General features: G+C 58.1%; 14 protein-coding genes. 9 read left to right on the top strand and 5 right to left on the bottom strand.

The window, feature by feature from the left end; translation table 11 throughout:
- Positions 1-2 precede the first annotated feature (2 nt).
- Together mdoH and AABB29_RS05190 are read left to right on the top strand one after the other, a co-directional pair.
- The gene (gene mdoH, locus AABB29_RS05195; RefSeq protein WP_341367950.1) at positions 3-1,598 is read left to right on the top strand and encodes a glucans biosynthesis glucosyltransferase MdoH; all 1,596 of its coding nucleotides are present in this window, start codon (positions 3-5) and stop codon (positions 1,596-1,598) included.
- On the top strand, positions 1,595-3,091 hold the full coding sequence (locus AABB29_RS05190) for a glucan biosynthesis protein (RefSeq protein WP_341367951.1): 1,497 nt from the start codon (positions 1,595-1,597) through the stop codon (positions 3,089-3,091). The genes mdoH and AABB29_RS05190 overlap by 4 nt, the downstream gene beginning before the upstream one ends.
- An 8-nt stretch (positions 3,092-3,099) precedes the next feature.
- Here AABB29_RS05190 and AABB29_RS05185 read toward each other — a convergent pair whose 3' ends face one another.
- Positions 3,100-3,846, bottom strand: coding sequence for an endonuclease/exonuclease/phosphatase family protein (locus AABB29_RS05185; RefSeq protein WP_341367952.1), 747 nt, complete (start codon positions 3,844-3,846; stop codon positions 3,100-3,102).
- Positions 3,847-3,947: 101 nt separating this feature from the next.
- Here AABB29_RS05185 and AABB29_RS05180 point away from each other — a divergent pair, with 101 nt between their 5' ends.
- The 6 genes from AABB29_RS05180 to AABB29_RS05155 are packed head-to-tail and all read left to right on the top strand — an operon-like array spanning position 3,948 to position 8,892.
- The gene (locus AABB29_RS05180; RefSeq protein WP_373636807.1) at positions 3,948-4,343 is read left to right on the top strand and encodes a 6-pyruvoyl tetrahydropterin synthase family protein; all 396 of its coding nucleotides are present in this window, start codon (positions 3,948-3,950) and stop codon (positions 4,341-4,343) included.
- Position 4,344: 1 nt separating this feature from the next.
- Complete coding sequence (locus tag AABB29_RS05175; protein ID WP_341367954.1) at positions 4,345-5,118, top strand: class I SAM-dependent methyltransferase; 774 nt, start codon at positions 4,345-4,347, stop codon at positions 5,116-5,118.
- 49 nt (positions 5,119-5,167) lie between these two features.
- Entirely contained in the window at positions 5,168-5,968 is an 801-nt protein-coding gene (locus AABB29_RS05170; protein WP_341367955.1) for a RibD family protein, read from the top strand.
- A 20-nt stretch (positions 5,969-5,988) separates the two neighbouring features.
- Positions 5,989-7,104, top strand: a complete 1,116-nt coding sequence (gene ribA, locus AABB29_RS05165; RefSeq protein WP_341367956.1) for a GTP cyclohydrolase II — start codon at positions 5,989-5,991, stop codon at positions 7,102-7,104.
- On the top strand, positions 7,101-8,075 hold the full coding sequence (locus tag AABB29_RS05160) for a zinc-binding alcohol dehydrogenase (protein WP_341367957.1): 975 nt from the start codon (positions 7,101-7,103) through the stop codon (positions 8,073-8,075). The genes ribA and AABB29_RS05160 overlap by 4 nt, the downstream gene beginning before the upstream one ends.
- Positions 8,065-8,892, top strand: a complete 828-nt coding sequence (locus tag AABB29_RS05155) for an inositol monophosphatase (protein WP_373636902.1) — start codon at positions 8,065-8,067, stop codon at positions 8,890-8,892. Before AABB29_RS05160 ends, AABB29_RS05155 begins: the two co-directional genes overlap by 11 nt.
- Positions 8,893-8,896: 4 nt before the next feature.
- Here AABB29_RS05155 and AABB29_RS05150 read toward each other — a convergent pair whose 3' ends face one another.
- Together AABB29_RS05150 and mscL are read right to left on the bottom strand one after the other, a co-directional pair.
- Positions 8,897-9,463, bottom strand: a complete 567-nt coding sequence (locus tag AABB29_RS05150) for a cytochrome b (RefSeq protein WP_341367958.1) — start codon at positions 9,461-9,463, stop codon at positions 8,897-8,899.
- Between the two features lie 237 nt (positions 9,464-9,700).
- The gene (mscL, locus tag AABB29_RS05145; protein WP_341367959.1) at positions 9,701-10,123 is read right to left on the bottom strand and encodes a large conductance mechanosensitive channel protein MscL; all 423 of its coding nucleotides are present in this window, start codon (positions 10,121-10,123) and stop codon (positions 9,701-9,703) included.
- 157 nt (positions 10,124-10,280) lie between these two features.
- Here mscL and AABB29_RS05140 point away from each other — a divergent pair, with 157 nt between their 5' ends.
- Complete coding sequence (locus AABB29_RS05140; RefSeq protein WP_341367960.1) at positions 10,281-10,979, top strand: glutathione S-transferase N-terminal domain-containing protein; 699 nt, start codon at positions 10,281-10,283, stop codon at positions 10,977-10,979.
- Between the two features lie 39 nt (positions 10,980-11,018).
- Here the strand turns inward: AABB29_RS05140 and AABB29_RS05135 are convergent, their stop codons facing one another.
- Both AABB29_RS05135 and AABB29_RS05130 read right to left on the bottom strand, forming a co-directional pair.
- The gene (locus AABB29_RS05135) at positions 11,019-12,470 is read right to left on the bottom strand and encodes a nicotinate phosphoribosyltransferase (RefSeq protein WP_341367961.1); all 1,452 of its coding nucleotides are present in this window, start codon (positions 12,468-12,470) and stop codon (positions 11,019-11,021) included.
- Positions 12,471-12,532: 62 nt separating this feature from the next.
- Positions 12,533-13,639: an NUDIX domain-containing protein gene (locus AABB29_RS05130; protein ID WP_341367962.1), complete on the bottom strand. Its 1,107-nt coding sequence runs from the start codon at positions 13,637-13,639 to the stop codon at positions 12,533-12,535.
- Between the last annotated feature and the right edge of the window lie 85 nt (positions 13,640-13,724).

The raw sequence follows: 13,724 nt of genomic DNA, 5'->3' as shown, positions 1-13,724 counted from the left end.
CCTTGCTGATTGCATCGTCACAAACCCTTGCCAAAGGGCAGGATCGGCTTGCGCCCAAAGCGGCCCGGCCACGTATCGTAGGCCCGGGCTTGCCGGGGTTTGCAATCCTGACGCTGGTCTTTGCCCTGTCTATCACGGCCAGTTTCGCGATGGCGGTGGAGCAGTGGCATATTCCGGCGATCATTGTGGCAGGGCTGATCCTGATAAATGCGTTATGGATATCAGGCGGGGCGGCGACGGCGCTGCTGGGTCTTTTGAGCAAGCGCGTGATGGTTATTGATGCACCCCGGGCATGGGTGCCGCAAAACCGCACAGCCATTCTGATCACCGTCTGCGGCGAAGACATAGCACCGCTTGCGCGTTATCTGGCTAGCTTTGCCAATGGGCTGAAGACAGCTGGTATCGCCGATCATACACGGGTTTTTGTCTTGTCGGACACGTCTGGCGCTGATCAAATCAAGGATGAACAGCAGGCGCTTGCAGGGCTCATTGACGCGGGACAGATCAGCTATCGGCGCCGCATTGCAAATACCCGGAAAAAACCGGGTAACATTGCTGATTGGCTGACCGCAGAAGGAGAGAATTTTGACTTTATGCTGGTCAAGGATGCCGATAGCCGAATGAGCGTCCATTGCACCCGAAACTTGATCTGGGGGCTTGAACAGCGCCCGCAGACCGGGCTCTTGCAGGCGGCGATCGCCATGGTGCCGGGACGGACACGGTTCGGGCGGCATCAACGGGTGTCGTCGCGGCTGCTGGGGCGCATCTTTGGGCGTGGTTTTGTGGCGGCCTCTGGCAAAGCAGGCAATTATTGGGGGCATAACGCGATTATGCGGATCAAAGCCTTCCGCGCGGCAGCGCATTTGCCCCAGTTGCCCGGCAAAGCCCCTTTTGGCGGCGATATCCTGAGCCATGACTTTGTCGAAGCGGCCTGGATGCGCCGCGCAGGCTGGGACATTGAGCTGGCTACCGAAGTGGGCGGTAGCGCCGAAGATGCACCGCAAACCATGCATGAGTTTTTTCGCCGCGACCGGCGTTGGTGTCAGGGCAATTTGCAACATCTGCGCATTTGCACAGCGGCTGGGCTGCATCCGCTAAGCCGTTTGCACCTGATCATGGGCGCTTTCAGCTATCTATCGGCGCCAATCTTGCTGATTTTGCTAGCGCTGCTTAGCTTTGGGGTCGTGTCCGTGACGCATTATGGTGCGATCCTGGTTGTTGCGATTGTGTTGTTTATCCCAAAGCTCTGCGCGCTTGCGGATCGGTTGCCAGCGGCGCGGACCGGGCAGCGGCGCCGGGTCATCCTGCGCGCGTGGCTGTCAGAGCTGGGGCTTTCAACATTGGTCGGCCCGCTGATTTCATTGCGGCACAGCGCGGCGGTGCTGTCGATTTGCATGGGGCGCGATTGCGGTTGGAAATCAGGGCGACGTGGCACCTGGCGGCTGCCCGCAGGCTGGCCCGAGGCTGCGGCTGGCCTTGCCATCTTGCTGCTGGCGCTAAATAGCCAAGCGATAAGCGCGCTATGGCTGGCCCCGATCTTTGGGCCTTTGATCATGGCTCCGGTGTTGATCCCGCTGCTGGATGGAGAGCCCGCATGAACCGCCGCACCTTGCTCAAAGGCACTGTCGCTCTGGCCTGTTTGCCCAGGCTTGCCCGCAGTCAAACAGAGGGCAGTATGCTTGAGATCGCTCAAGCGCTACAAAGCCGGCCCTATCAGCCAAATACAACCCCGCTTGCCCCGCCATTTGCCGATCTGACCTATAATCAATTCCGGGCGATCCGGCCTTTGGTTGGTCAATCGGCGATGCTGCCGCATGGGGACCGGTTTGCCTTGGACCTGCTCCCACCGGGGCTCTATTTTCCGGATCCTCTGAAGGTGGATCAAATGACCGAAGCCGGTTTGCGCGATATCGCCTTCAGCCCGTCGCTGTTCGATTTCGATGCGCGGTATTTTGATGACGTGCCAACTGAAAGCCCCGGCGCCGGCTTTTCAGGAATGCGGTTGCGCTATCCTTTGAATGCACCAGACGTGATGGATGAGGTGCTGGTCATGCAAGGGGCCAGCTATTTCCGGGCGATTGGAACGGCGATGGCTTACGGGCTCTCGGCGCGGACGGTCGCTGTAGGCACTGGGGGCGGCGCGCCTGAAGAGTTCCCTCGCTTTGTCCATCTGCGTCTGCATCCTGCGACCGGGGATAGTGTGCGGATCGAAGGGGTGATCGACAGCCCATCGCTGTCGGCGCATCTGGATCTGGTTTTGCATCCAGGCACAGACACTGTGATGGAGATCGCAACAACGATCTTTCCGCGCGTCGATATCGCCGATATCGGGATCGCGCCGCTGACATCGATGTATCTGAAGGGCCCGATGCTTTCGACGGTGTCCGATGACTTCCGGCCGCGGGTACACGATAGCAATGTGCTGGTGATTGAGAACGGCGCGGGCGAGATCATCTGGCGGCCCGTCGCCAACCCCCGCAATGTGGAAAGCTCGGCCTTTGTAGATGATGCGCCGCGACGCTTTGGTCTTTACCAGACCCCGCGCAGCTATGCTGATTTTCAGGATACCGAAGCGCGGTATCACGACCGGCCCTCGGCCACCGTGACCCCTTTGGAACCTTGGGGGGCGGGGGCGGTCATGCTGGTCGAATTGCCGACGCAAACGGAATTTTTGGACAATATCGTCGCGTTTTGGCGACCAGCGCAGCCGCTGCTGGCGGGCGGAACTTACCGCTATAGCTACCGGCTGAACTGGACATTGGCTGCACCTGATCTGGGGGGGCTACCCCCGATTTTGCAGGGGCGCAGCGGGCGCGAGCATGACAGGCCGGGACACCGGCGCTTTGTTCTGGATGTGGGCACCACCGCTGAAGGGGTGGTGCCCGATATCTCGGCCAGCGAAGGGGCAGATGTGCTGGGGATCAGCGCATTCGCGTTGCCCGATGGGTCCGCGACCCGGGTGACGTTTCTTTTTGCGGCGGACACAGTGGATGCAGCTGAAATCCGGTTCAGTCTGCGGGCAAGCGATGGAACAGCGCTTAGCCCTGTATGGTTGCACCGTTGGACCCGGGCGCGGGACGGGGGCGTGTGATGACAGTCTTAAGGCGAAATGGCCCCCTCACCCAAATCCACAAGCGCGCGCAAGGGGCGGTGGTCCGAAGTCATACGGATACCCGGCCCATCCAGCACCTCAGCCGACCGAACGGTCGCGGGGGCGGTGACCAAGACACGGTCCAGCGGCAAAAAGGGGCGGTTGATTGGAAAACTTGGCAAAGCCGGACCCGTGAATGTCGTGCCCAAAAAGCGGGGGGACAAAGCCAGACCGCCCCAAGGGCGCCATTCGTTCAAGTCACCCATCAGGATGGTTGGGCGCAGCGGGTTGCGGAACATAAACTGGCAGATCGTGCGCAACTGCGCCCAGCGCAGGGCTTGCATCAGCGACAAATGCACTCCGATCAAACGAAAGCGGCGCCCATCACGGGTCAGGTCCGCGATGACAGCGCCACGATGACAACGACCCGGCAAATCCAACAATGTGATCCGGTCCACTGTGATGTCGGGATGCACAAAGATGATCGTGCCCAAAAAACCATGGCTGCCGTCGGACCAGCGATGGGCGGGATCGTCATGGATGTAACGCAGGCCGGTGGCCGCCGCGACAGCATCAATGTCCAGCAAGCCGGTATGGGGCGGGATCTCTTCATCGGCCTCTTGCAGGATCAGGGCGTCGATGGGGCTGTCCAAAGCCTCGGCTTGCAGGGTGGCGAGGGTCCGGGCAGGGTCTATCACCCCGTCATTGCCGCGGCAGCGATGGATGTTCCAGCTCAGACAGGAAAGCGTTTGCATCTGTTTGGTCAATATGTGCCCTCTGCTGGTGCGGCTTGCCGCCATGAGACAAAGGAACGATAGCTTCATGTTCAAAAAGATCGATAGGATTGGGGAAATATATGTTTGCAGTTGAAGTCAGGGATCACATCATGATTGCCCATTCCCTGCCATCGCCGGTATTCGGCCCGGCGCAGGGAATGCATGGGGCGACATTTGTCGTGGATGCGGCCTTTTACACCAAAGACCTGGATGAAAACGGGCTTGTAGTCGATATGGGGCTGGCGCTTGAGGCATTGGCAAATGCGCTCAAGCCGCTGAAATACGCCAATCTGGACGAGGTACCCGCATTCAAGGGCAAAATCACCACAACAGAATTCCTGTGCCATTACATCTGGGAACAGCTGCGCGATACGGCCAAGACAACGGGTCTGGGCGATAACGGGCGGGTGTGCCGGATCAAAGTATCATTGGAAGAAAGCCATATGGCGCGCGGTTGGTACGAGGCGGATATCTGATATGGGCTTTTCTCCTGATTGGTTGGCGTTACGTGAACCTGTAGATCATGCATCGCGGGATGCTGCTTTACTGGCGCAGACTGTGGCTGCAGCCGGTCAGGAGACGCTTGTGCTTGATCTTGGCAGTGGCACAGGTTCAACCGCGCGGGCCTTTGCCGGTCACGCCCCAGCCGCTTGGGGCTGGCGGTTTGTCGATGGCGATGCTGCATTATTGCAAATTGCAGGGGAAAAACATCCACAATCGGAACAGGTTTTGTTCGATTTGGGTAATATTGCCGATCTGCCACTGGATGGGGTGGGGCTGGTCACGGCCTCGGCCCTGCTTGATCTGATGCCGCGTGATTGGGTGGATGCGTTGGCGGCGCGGCTCTCGGCTGCGAAAATACCTTTTTATGCGGCGATCAACTATAATGGTCAGATGCGCTGGTCCCCAGCCAGCCCGGATGATGCGGGCGTGACAGCGGCATTCAACCAGCATCAGCGTAGCGACAAAGGCATTGGCGCAGCACTCGGGCCCATTTCAGCAGATGAAACCGCCCAGATCTTTGCGGCGCATGGCTTTGATGTGCATCGGGGTGATAGCCCCTGGCAGTTGGGGGCAGATGATACAGCGCTTCATGATGAATTGATCGCCGGGATCGGCGCTGCGGCGGCTGAGGCCGGGTATAAGGATGCCCTTACGTGGGCGGAAATGCGCCGCAGGACAGTTGCGCAGACTACCGGATATATTGGTCATACCGATATTCTGGCGATACCGCACTTGACCGGAGAATAAAATGCAGCACTTGGACGTAACAGACAGAGTATGGGAAAGGATTCTGGGTGTGAAAACCGGAACGGACTGTCTGTGTTGCGGGGATTGGAGCGTTGGCGAGACGCAGGCGCTAGCCCTTTATGGTGCCTTGTTGCAGCCCACCGAAACGCCCCAGGTTTTCGCGCAGATCGGCCAATCGCTTGATGGACGGGTCGCCACGGAAACCGGGGATGCGCAGGATATATCGGGCCAGGATGGGCTGGCGCATTTGCACCGTCTGCGCGCGCTTGCCGATGCTGTTGTGATCGGGGTGAAAACCGCCTTGCATGATGATCCGCAGCTGACCGTCCGATTGGCCGATGGCACCAGCCCGGCCCGGGTTGTGATTGACCCGGACGGACGGCTGCCAAATGACGCGCGGCTTTTGACCTGCACCGATGCCAGACGGATCATCATTCAGGCCACAGATACCAAGCGGCCCGCTGGGGTTGAGGTGATCACGCTCCCACGCGCACCCTGGATCGCACCCGACGACATCCTTGCCGCGCTCAAAAAACTGGGCTTCAGACGTATTTTGATTGAAGGTGGCGGGATTACGATTGCCCAGTTCCTTGAAGCAGGATTGCTCGATCGGCTGCATGTGGCTGTCGCGCCGCTGCTCATTGGTTCTGGGCCGCAAAGCCTGACAACGTCGCCAGTCGGCACGTTGGCCGCCGCGCGCCGACCGCAGACGGACATTTACAACCTGGGCAGCGATATTCTGTTTGATTGTGCCTTGGCGCCTGCAAGCTGCACCGCTGCAGACGCGCAACATCGAATCACGCATTCTGCCCCGACAGCGCCTGCCGCCAGACCGAGGCACACCCATTGAACCAAGCTGAGAAAACCGCCATGCAAACCAATATTGACTGCCTTTTGCCATCAATGCCTGAACGGCTTGCCCGTGCGCGTGGGGATCTCGCGATGGGGTTGCCAGCCCTTCTGACGCATGACGGTGCCCGCGTGTTGATTGTCGCGATTGAAACGCTGACCCAAACCCGGCTCGATGCGCTACGCGACATGTTCGGTGCGCCTGAGCTGCTTTTGACGGCAAAGCGGGGGCAGGCGATCATGGCTCCTGCGACTGCGGCGTTGATCAGCGATGATACAGTGCGGGTCTGCCCGCCTGCGGATGCGACGCTGGAATGGTTTCAAAAGCAGGCAGACACCCAGTTTGACGCAGCGCGTGCGCCCACAGGGCCGCTGCATCTGGTACGAAATGCAGCCACGGCGCTGCATGAGGCGGCGATCAAACTGGTCAAAAAAGCAGAATTGCTACCAGCCGTTGGGCTATTCACCTTGCCCGCAGATATGGCCGATAATCCGCTGCATCTGGTGCCGATCACAGCGCAAGACGCTTTGCATCATCTCGCATTGGCGCCTGTTCTGGCCCCGGTGGCGGCGGCGCGCCTGCCGCTTGAGACACATGATGTGGGCCGGCTCCATGTCTTTCGCGACCCCGACGGGATGAGCGAACATTACGCCATCGAAATCGGCAAGCCGGACCCCGACCAACCGGTGTTGTCGCGGTTGCATTCCGCCTGTTTCACCGGTGATGTGCTTGGCAGTCTGAAATGCGATTGCGGCCCACAGCTGGACGCGGCGCTTGCGCGGATGGGCGAAGAAGGGGCTGGCGTTCTTTTATATCTGAACCAAGAGGGGCGCGGGATCGGGCTGGCCAACAAGATGCGGGTCTATGATCTGCAGTCCAAAGGGCTCGATACTGTCGAGGCAAACCACCGGCTCGGCTATGAGGATGACGAACGGGACTTTCGGATCGCGGCGGTGATGCTGTCCAAACTGGGGTTCCAGTCGGTGCGGCTTCTGACAAACAACCCCGCCAAGGTGCAAACCTTCCATGACAATGGGATCACGATCACCGAACAATTGCCACTTCGGGTAGGGCGGAATATCCACAACCAGAATTACCTGTCAGTCAAGGCGTTGAAATCCGGCCATATGCTATGACGCAGGCGCACGCGCTTTGGATCACGGCGGCGCAGCAGGCTGAATGCCGCGAGATTGACGTGTCGACCCAGGCCGATATGGTTGAGATCGAAACGCTGTATACAGGGATCAGCCGCGGGACCGAACGGCTTGTCTATCACGGGCAGGTTCCACCTGCCGAGCATGACACAATGCGTGCACCCTTTCAGGAGGGGGATTTCACCTTCCCGGTCAAATACGGGTACAGCGCTGTGGGGCGGGTGCAAAACGGGCCGCGCAAGGACCAGCTGGTCTTCAGCCTCTTTCCGCATCAAACCCGGTTCGCAGTGCCGGACAATATGGCGCTCACAATCCCTACGGATGTGCCTGCAAAGCGGGCTATCCTTGCGGCTAATATGGAAACGGCACTGAATATCACCTGGGACGCAGGTCTGCGGATCGGGGACCGGGTTGCGGTGATCGGCTGCGGCGTTGTGGGCGCGCTGGTGGGCTATCTGGCCGGGCAAATGCCGGGGACAGAGGTGACACTGATCGATATCGACCCGACCCGGGAAAGTCTTGCGCGGACGCTCGGCTGTGACTTCGCAACGCCGCAGAACGCGCAAAAGGTGCTTGGCGGGGACGCTGATGTGATTGTGCATGCCTCGGCAAACAGCGCCGGGCTGTCGCTGGGGTTGGATCTGGCAGGGATCGAAGCAAAAGTGATCGAGGCCAGCTGGTACGGGGCGGCCATGACAGAAACACCGCTTGGGGGACGGTTCCATCAACGCAGGTTGCAATTGGTCAGCTCGCAAGTCGGGCGGGTGCCCGCCGCGCAGGCGGCACGCTGGGACTATGGGCGGCGGCTGGCCAAAGCGCTGGCATTGCTGCGCGACGGGCGGCTTGATGCGCTGATTTCGGGGGAAACGGCCTTTGGCGATCTGGCAAGGCGCTATGGCGATATCCTGCATGATCCAGCGACCTTGTGCCACCGGGTACGCTATGGGGGCTGAACAGACCGTGATCTTGCCCAAAGACGCATCAGACCGGCTGCATATCATGGGTGAAGCGGCGCGTTTGGCGGGGCAAGGCCTGCTGGATGCGTCACGGAAATTGGCTGATCTGACGATAACAGAAAAAACGGCGGGCGATTTTGTCAGCAATGCGGATCTGCAGGCGGAAAAGACAATTAGCGATCATTTAAACGCGCATTTCGCGGGCTATGGCTGGCTGGGTGAGGAAACCGGCACAAGGCCAAGCGCGCAGGACGGGCTGCGCTGGATTGTTGATCCGCTTGATGGGACAACCAACTTTCTCAAAGGGTTGCCGCATTGGGCGGTTTCAATTGCGCTTTACCAGGGCGACAGGCCACTGGCGGCCATTATTTATGATCCGGCAAAATCCGAAACCTTCAGCGCAGAGGCAGGTCAGGGCGCATACCTGAATGGGCGCAAGATCACGGTCAGCAAAGACGTGCCCTTGCAATCGGCCTTGTTTGCGTCGGGCGTGCCGGCGGGGGGGCGGATTACTTATCTGCCGCATTGCCTTGAGGATCTTGAAAAACTGATGCCGCAAACGGCTGGGCTGCGGCGTTGGGGGGCAGCGGCGCTTGATCTTGCCTATGTAGCCGCCGGGCGGCTGGACGGCTATTGGGAACGTAATTTAGGGGCTTGGGATATCGCCGCAGGTGCGCTGATCGTGCAAGAGGCCGGCGGTTACATCACCCCGCTCTGGCCCGGGCAGGGCATGCTGGAAAGCGGCTCATTTATCGCCAGTAATGGGGCACTGCATGGGGCGCTGGCGGCAGGGCTTAATACGGGGCGGGCCTAGCGCGCTATTTCTTGCGCGCAGGCAACATCCGATAAATCAGCCCGTCTTTGACAAAGAACTGATGGCGAAAAACGATGAACAGATGGCCCAGGACAGAGGCGGCCAAAATATAACCGGCGATAATATGCACCCAGCGACCAATCAGGGCGAGCATCTCTGACTTGCCGATCGGGTCCGGCAATCGCCACTCGCCGAACAGCAATACGCCGTAGCCGCCCGCCATCACATAGATATATCCGCTGATTGGCATGATAAACATGGCCAGATAAAGCAGCTGCTCAAGCCGGTGGATCGCCTTCTTTTCACCGCCAGTAAGTGTCGGGGCCCATGCAGGCAATTGGCCCATTGAGCGGTTGATCAGACGAAAAACTGCAATCAGCAGGGCAACAAGGCCGATGGATTTATGCCAGTTGTAATAAGCGTTTTGATCTAGTCCAACGACAAGCTCACCACGCTGCATACCGGTCATGATATTGCCGCTTAGAAACTGCCAGGCAAATAGGATGACGATGATCCAATGAAAAAGCTTGGTAAACGCGCCGTAGCGCTCAGATGTATTCTTTAGGGCCATTATCCATGTCCGTTCAGCTTGCGTGATGCGCCTGACAGGCGCCGTTTACTGGCAAGATCAGAATGGGTCGCTTTTGCCCTAAAGTCTAGAAAACAATGTATTTATGCGACGTTGATCAAGCATATCGGCCCACCCCGCTGGGGAATGCGGTTTGCTTTTTTGCAGCTGCTGCAAATCGCCAACAAAAAAGACCCGCCGAAGGGCGGGCCTTTTTCTTAGGTCTTGAATAGCCGGCGCTTACTTTTTCAAAGCGTCGCGGATTTCGGCCAGCAGCTCTTCTGTTGTTGGGCCTTTGGGGGCCTCTGGTGCTGCCTCTTCTTCTTTTTCAGCGGCCTCTTTCACGCGGTTGACCATCTTCACCAGCATGAAAACGACAAAAGCGATGATCAGGAAGTTGATGATGGCCATGATGAAGTTACCGATCGCAAAGACGGAAATACCGGCCTCGCCGCAGGCATCGACCGAAGCACATTCGCCATCGCCCAGCACATAAAACCAACCTGAAAAATCGATCCCGCCGGTGAAGAGCGCGATGATTGGGTTGATCAGATCGCCCACCAGCGATGTCACAATCGCCGTAAATGCCGCGCCGATGATGATACCGACGGCCATGTCCATGACATTGCCCTTGGCAATGAAGTCTTTGAATTCTTTAATCATATTTGTCCCCACTTGGTCTTGATTGGCGCATGGGTCTCATGCCCATTGCGCAACTGCGCACATAGATACCCCAATTAACCAACAGTGGCATGGGTTTTCTTCACGGCAATTCCCCTTAATTTTGTCGGCGAAGCTTTTGCACAAGGATGTTTTTGATATGGCTGACCTTTCCACCTTCCCGATCACGCAGCGCTGGCCTGCCAAGGATCCTTCGGTGATCCAGCTTTATTCCTTTCCCACCCCCAATGGTGTGAAAGTGTCGATTGCCCTTGAAGAGATGGGCCTGCCCTATGAGCCGCATCTGGTCACGCTGAGTGATGCAGATGTCAAAAGCCCGGCCTTCTTATCCCTGAACCCCAATAACAAGATCCCCGCGATCATCGACCCCAATGGCCCTGATGGTCCGATTGGCCTGTTCGAAAGCGGTGCGATCCTGCTTTATCTGGCTGAAAAGTCAGGGCAGTTTCTGGGCCAGACCGCGTCGGACAAGGCCAAGATCACCCAATGGCTGATGTTTCAGATGGGCGGCCTAGGGCCGATGCTGGGCCAGATGGGGTTCTTCTACAAATTCGCGGGAAAAGAGATTGATGATCCTCGCCCCCGTGAACGCTACCGCGACGAAGCGATCCGTCTGTTATCCGTTTTGGATAACGCGCTGGACGGGCAAGATTGGATTGCAGGCGCGTATTCTATCGCGGATATGGCCATCGCGCCCTGGATCAATGCGCTTGAATTTTATGGCACCAAGGATGTGGTTGGATATCATGATTTGAAGAATGTACCGGCCTATGTAACGCGTTTCTTTGACCGTCCTGCGGTTGCCAAAGCCCGCAATATCCCGCCGCGGCCCGAATAAGGAAACCAGCCCGCGCATGAGGGCGCGGGCCGGTTTTTTTCATGCGCCGAAGCCGGGCGCATCAGGCCATGCCCGGGCTCTGATTTCGGCAAAGCGTTGTGGCTTCAAGACAACCCCATCCCGGAACACAGGTTGCAATGCATCGGCCCCAAGCGGGATATTCGCCGCAGGCCGTGCAACAAACCCGCCGCTATCGGTGCGCATCGCGCCCTGCTTGCCTTTTTTCGATGTTTTCGCTCCGCCCGCGGTTTTAGGATCCTTGAAAACATCGCGCCATGCGCCGTCATAGAATATGGCTGAGGCTTTCATCGCATAGCCAAAGCAATCGCGGTTCACCTTTTGCAACAGGCCGCCACCCATGCCAAACGCGATGTTCCCGATGGCCTGACCGCGGGCCATCATCGCATCCATGATGGCCACGATGGAATCCTTGTCGACCCCATCGCCCTGGATCACCCGGACCTTGTCATTCAACAGCCGGAACCCCTGATCAGTGGTGTGATAACCAAATTTGGCCATCAGGGCCTCGATCACATCGGGGACGATCTCAATAGGGTCGCCGCTATCGGGACGAACCACAAGCACGCCATCGCGGGCAAGCACATCATCGCGCAGGGCATCGCCCCAGTAGTCTTTGACTGCGCGCATCAGATCATAGCTGTCGCTGACGCAGGCAATTATACCAGCGGGATTGGCGGCAAGGAACCGGCGCATCTGGTTCAGCTCACCCGCTTCACCGGCAGCAGTCATGGTGCTGTGCTCAGATGCGGGAATCGAAAACCCAGCCATATCCGCCCCATAGAAATTGCGCGCATAGACAAGCCCGGCAATTGTATCGGTTCCCATGGAATTGATCAGATGGGCCGCACCCCCGATCCCGGCTGTGTCGTTGCTCGATGCACCGCGGGCGCCGAAATCGTGCAGCTTGAACTCGGCCCCGGCATCGGTGCCATCAGTCAGGATCAACCGCTCGCGGATCCGGCCGACCACGTAGTGGGACATGCTGGCGACAGTCGCGCCATACCATATTGCCCGCAAAAGCCGTGTTTCAAGATAGCTGACCAACCAGTAGCAATTGGGATCTGTATTCTCGATCCGCAATTGCGGGACCGAGACAGGGGCCAATGTGCCTTCCGGCAATGCTTCGATCAGGACAGGCAAACGTCCGTCATAACGATCGATGATATATTGCCAGCCTTCGATGAACAGATCGAACCCGTGCGCTTTCAGGAACGGGACAGCCTCGTCCAGCATGGCCTGGGTGACGGCCTGACCGGCGAGTTTGGCCAGTTCAATCTGCAGCCCAAAGAACAATACCTGATCAATCTCGCCCCAGGCGCGGCGCGGTTCGACATAAGAAGACACATATTCAGTGCCTTCGGGATATTGGCTGAAGTGAGACAGTTTATAGCTGTCGGTATCGAAAATCAGATTGTCAAAAGCGACAGGGTTTTCGAACAGGGCCGCAGCCCCGGTGACTTGGTCTTTCATTGTCCTGTTCCTCCTCGGATATGGACGGTTGTGATGCCCTGCGGACCTCCCGCAGGGTTTGGTTAGCTTTGCGCCATCAGGATCGATGAATACGCAAAGGGTACATCAGGCACGAGCGCTTGGATGATATCGAAGTGGTCCTCGAATATGTTGTCCGGTGTGATTTCAGTGATCGGCACCCAACGGGCGGATGCGGCATCACTGCCGGATTTGATTTTCTCCAGTTTGGCCCGGTCCTGTAGTTCGAACACGAAAGCCTCGGTCCGGACCCAGCCCTTTTCAGAGCGTTCAGGGTGGTCAAAAACCCGCCGTTCACGCAATCGGCCCCGCATGGCGCCTTTTGGCATGTCCAATCCGGCCTCTTCATAGAGTTCACGGATTGCGGCATCTATGGCCTGTTCTCCCCGGTCGATATGCCCACCGGGCAAGGCCCATTGGCCTTTGCCGGGTTGCATCTTGCGTTCAACCATCAGGATATGGCCCGATTGGACCACGATGGCATCGGCAGTATTGACCGGGATCGGATAGCCAAAGACGCCTTCGGCGGTCTCTGTCCGTTCGCGATAATCCAGCACGAATGATCCTTCGTCCCGCACGGTTGACACGGCATCGGGATGTTTCTTCATCCAATCCAGAACCGGTGCGATCTGCTGCATCCCATAGCGCTGTGCCATCCGGCCGGTTTGCTCACCCGGGCCGAAGAATAGCTCATGGCGCAGATCGGTTGCGTTGACGATCTGACCCTCATGCATATGCGGATCGGCAGGCAACATTTCCCAGGTCGGAAACCAGCCAAGATAGCGCGAGGATTTATCCTTTTCGAACCCGGTCAGGACGACATCCGTCTTGTCGGGGTTCAGACCAGCGCGGCGCATATGCAATGTGACAGCAGTGCGTACATTCACGATCCAAGCACGATCATTGTAAAGCGTATCCACCAAGGGCAGCGTGGCAACGGGTTTGCCCAGCTGCACCATGGATGCCTGAATGAAGGCGGCACGTTCTGCATAAGTGAAAGGGTTTTTCCAACTGCGTGGCCGATAGGCGCTGCCCACCAGCATCAACATGCTATCAGCCTGCAAAAGTGCATTTTGGACAACGTCCAAGTGACCAGCATGAAAGGGTTGGAAACGGCCGATAAAGACGGCCAGCCTGTGTCTGGTACTCATGTCGCGCGACCTCCGCAGCGTATGGTTTTGTGGGTCAAGACCTCCTTGACTTGATTTGATTCTATGGCAATGGCGCAAAAAAGGA

Source organism: Yoonia sp. BS5-3 (assembly GCF_038069655.2).
Lineage (GTDB): Bacteria > Pseudomonadota > Alphaproteobacteria > Rhodobacterales > Rhodobacteraceae > Yoonia > Yoonia phaeophyticola.
Note: the sequence above shows the minus strand (reverse complement) of the source record. Positions and strands in the feature narration are given on the sequence as shown.

Coding starts and splice junctions, on each gene's coding strand:
- AABB29_RS05190 (WP_341367951.1), top strand. CDS start 1,595: ATGAACCGCCGCACCTTGCTCAAAGGCACTGTCGCTCTGGCCTGTTTG.
- AABB29_RS05185 (WP_341367952.1), bottom strand. CDS start 3,846: ATGCAAACGCTTTCCTGTCTGAGCTGGAACATCCATCGCTGCCGCGGC.
- AABB29_RS05180 (WP_373636807.1), top strand. CDS start 3,948: ATGTTTGCAGTTGAAGTCAGGGATCACATCATGATTGCCCATTCCCTG.
- AABB29_RS05175 (WP_341367954.1), top strand. CDS start 4,345: ATGGGCTTTTCTCCTGATTGGTTGGCGTTACGTGAACCTGTAGATCAT.
- ribA (WP_341367956.1), top strand. CDS start 5,989: ATGCAAACCAATATTGACTGCCTTTTGCCATCAATGCCTGAACGGCTT.
- AABB29_RS05160 (WP_341367957.1), top strand. CDS start 7,101: ATGACGCAGGCGCACGCGCTTTGGATCACGGCGGCGCAGCAGGCTGAA.
- AABB29_RS05155 (WP_373636902.1), top strand. CDS start 8,065: ATGGGGGCTGAACAGACCGTGATCTTGCCCAAAGACGCATCAGACCGG.
- AABB29_RS05150 (WP_341367958.1), bottom strand. CDS start 9,463: ATGGCCCTAAAGAATACATCTGAGCGCTACGGCGCGTTTACCAAGCTT.
- mscL (WP_341367959.1), bottom strand. CDS start 10,123: ATGATTAAAGAATTCAAAGACTTCATTGCCAAGGGCAATGTCATGGAC.
- AABB29_RS05140 (WP_341367960.1), top strand. CDS start 10,281: ATGGCTGACCTTTCCACCTTCCCGATCACGCAGCGCTGGCCTGCCAAG.
- AABB29_RS05135 (WP_341367961.1), bottom strand. CDS start 12,470: ATGAAAGACCAAGTCACCGGGGCTGCGGCCCTGTTCGAAAACCCTGTC.
- AABB29_RS05130 (WP_341367962.1), bottom strand. CDS start 13,639: ATGAGTACCAGACACAGGCTGGCCGTCTTTATCGGCCGTTTCCAACCC.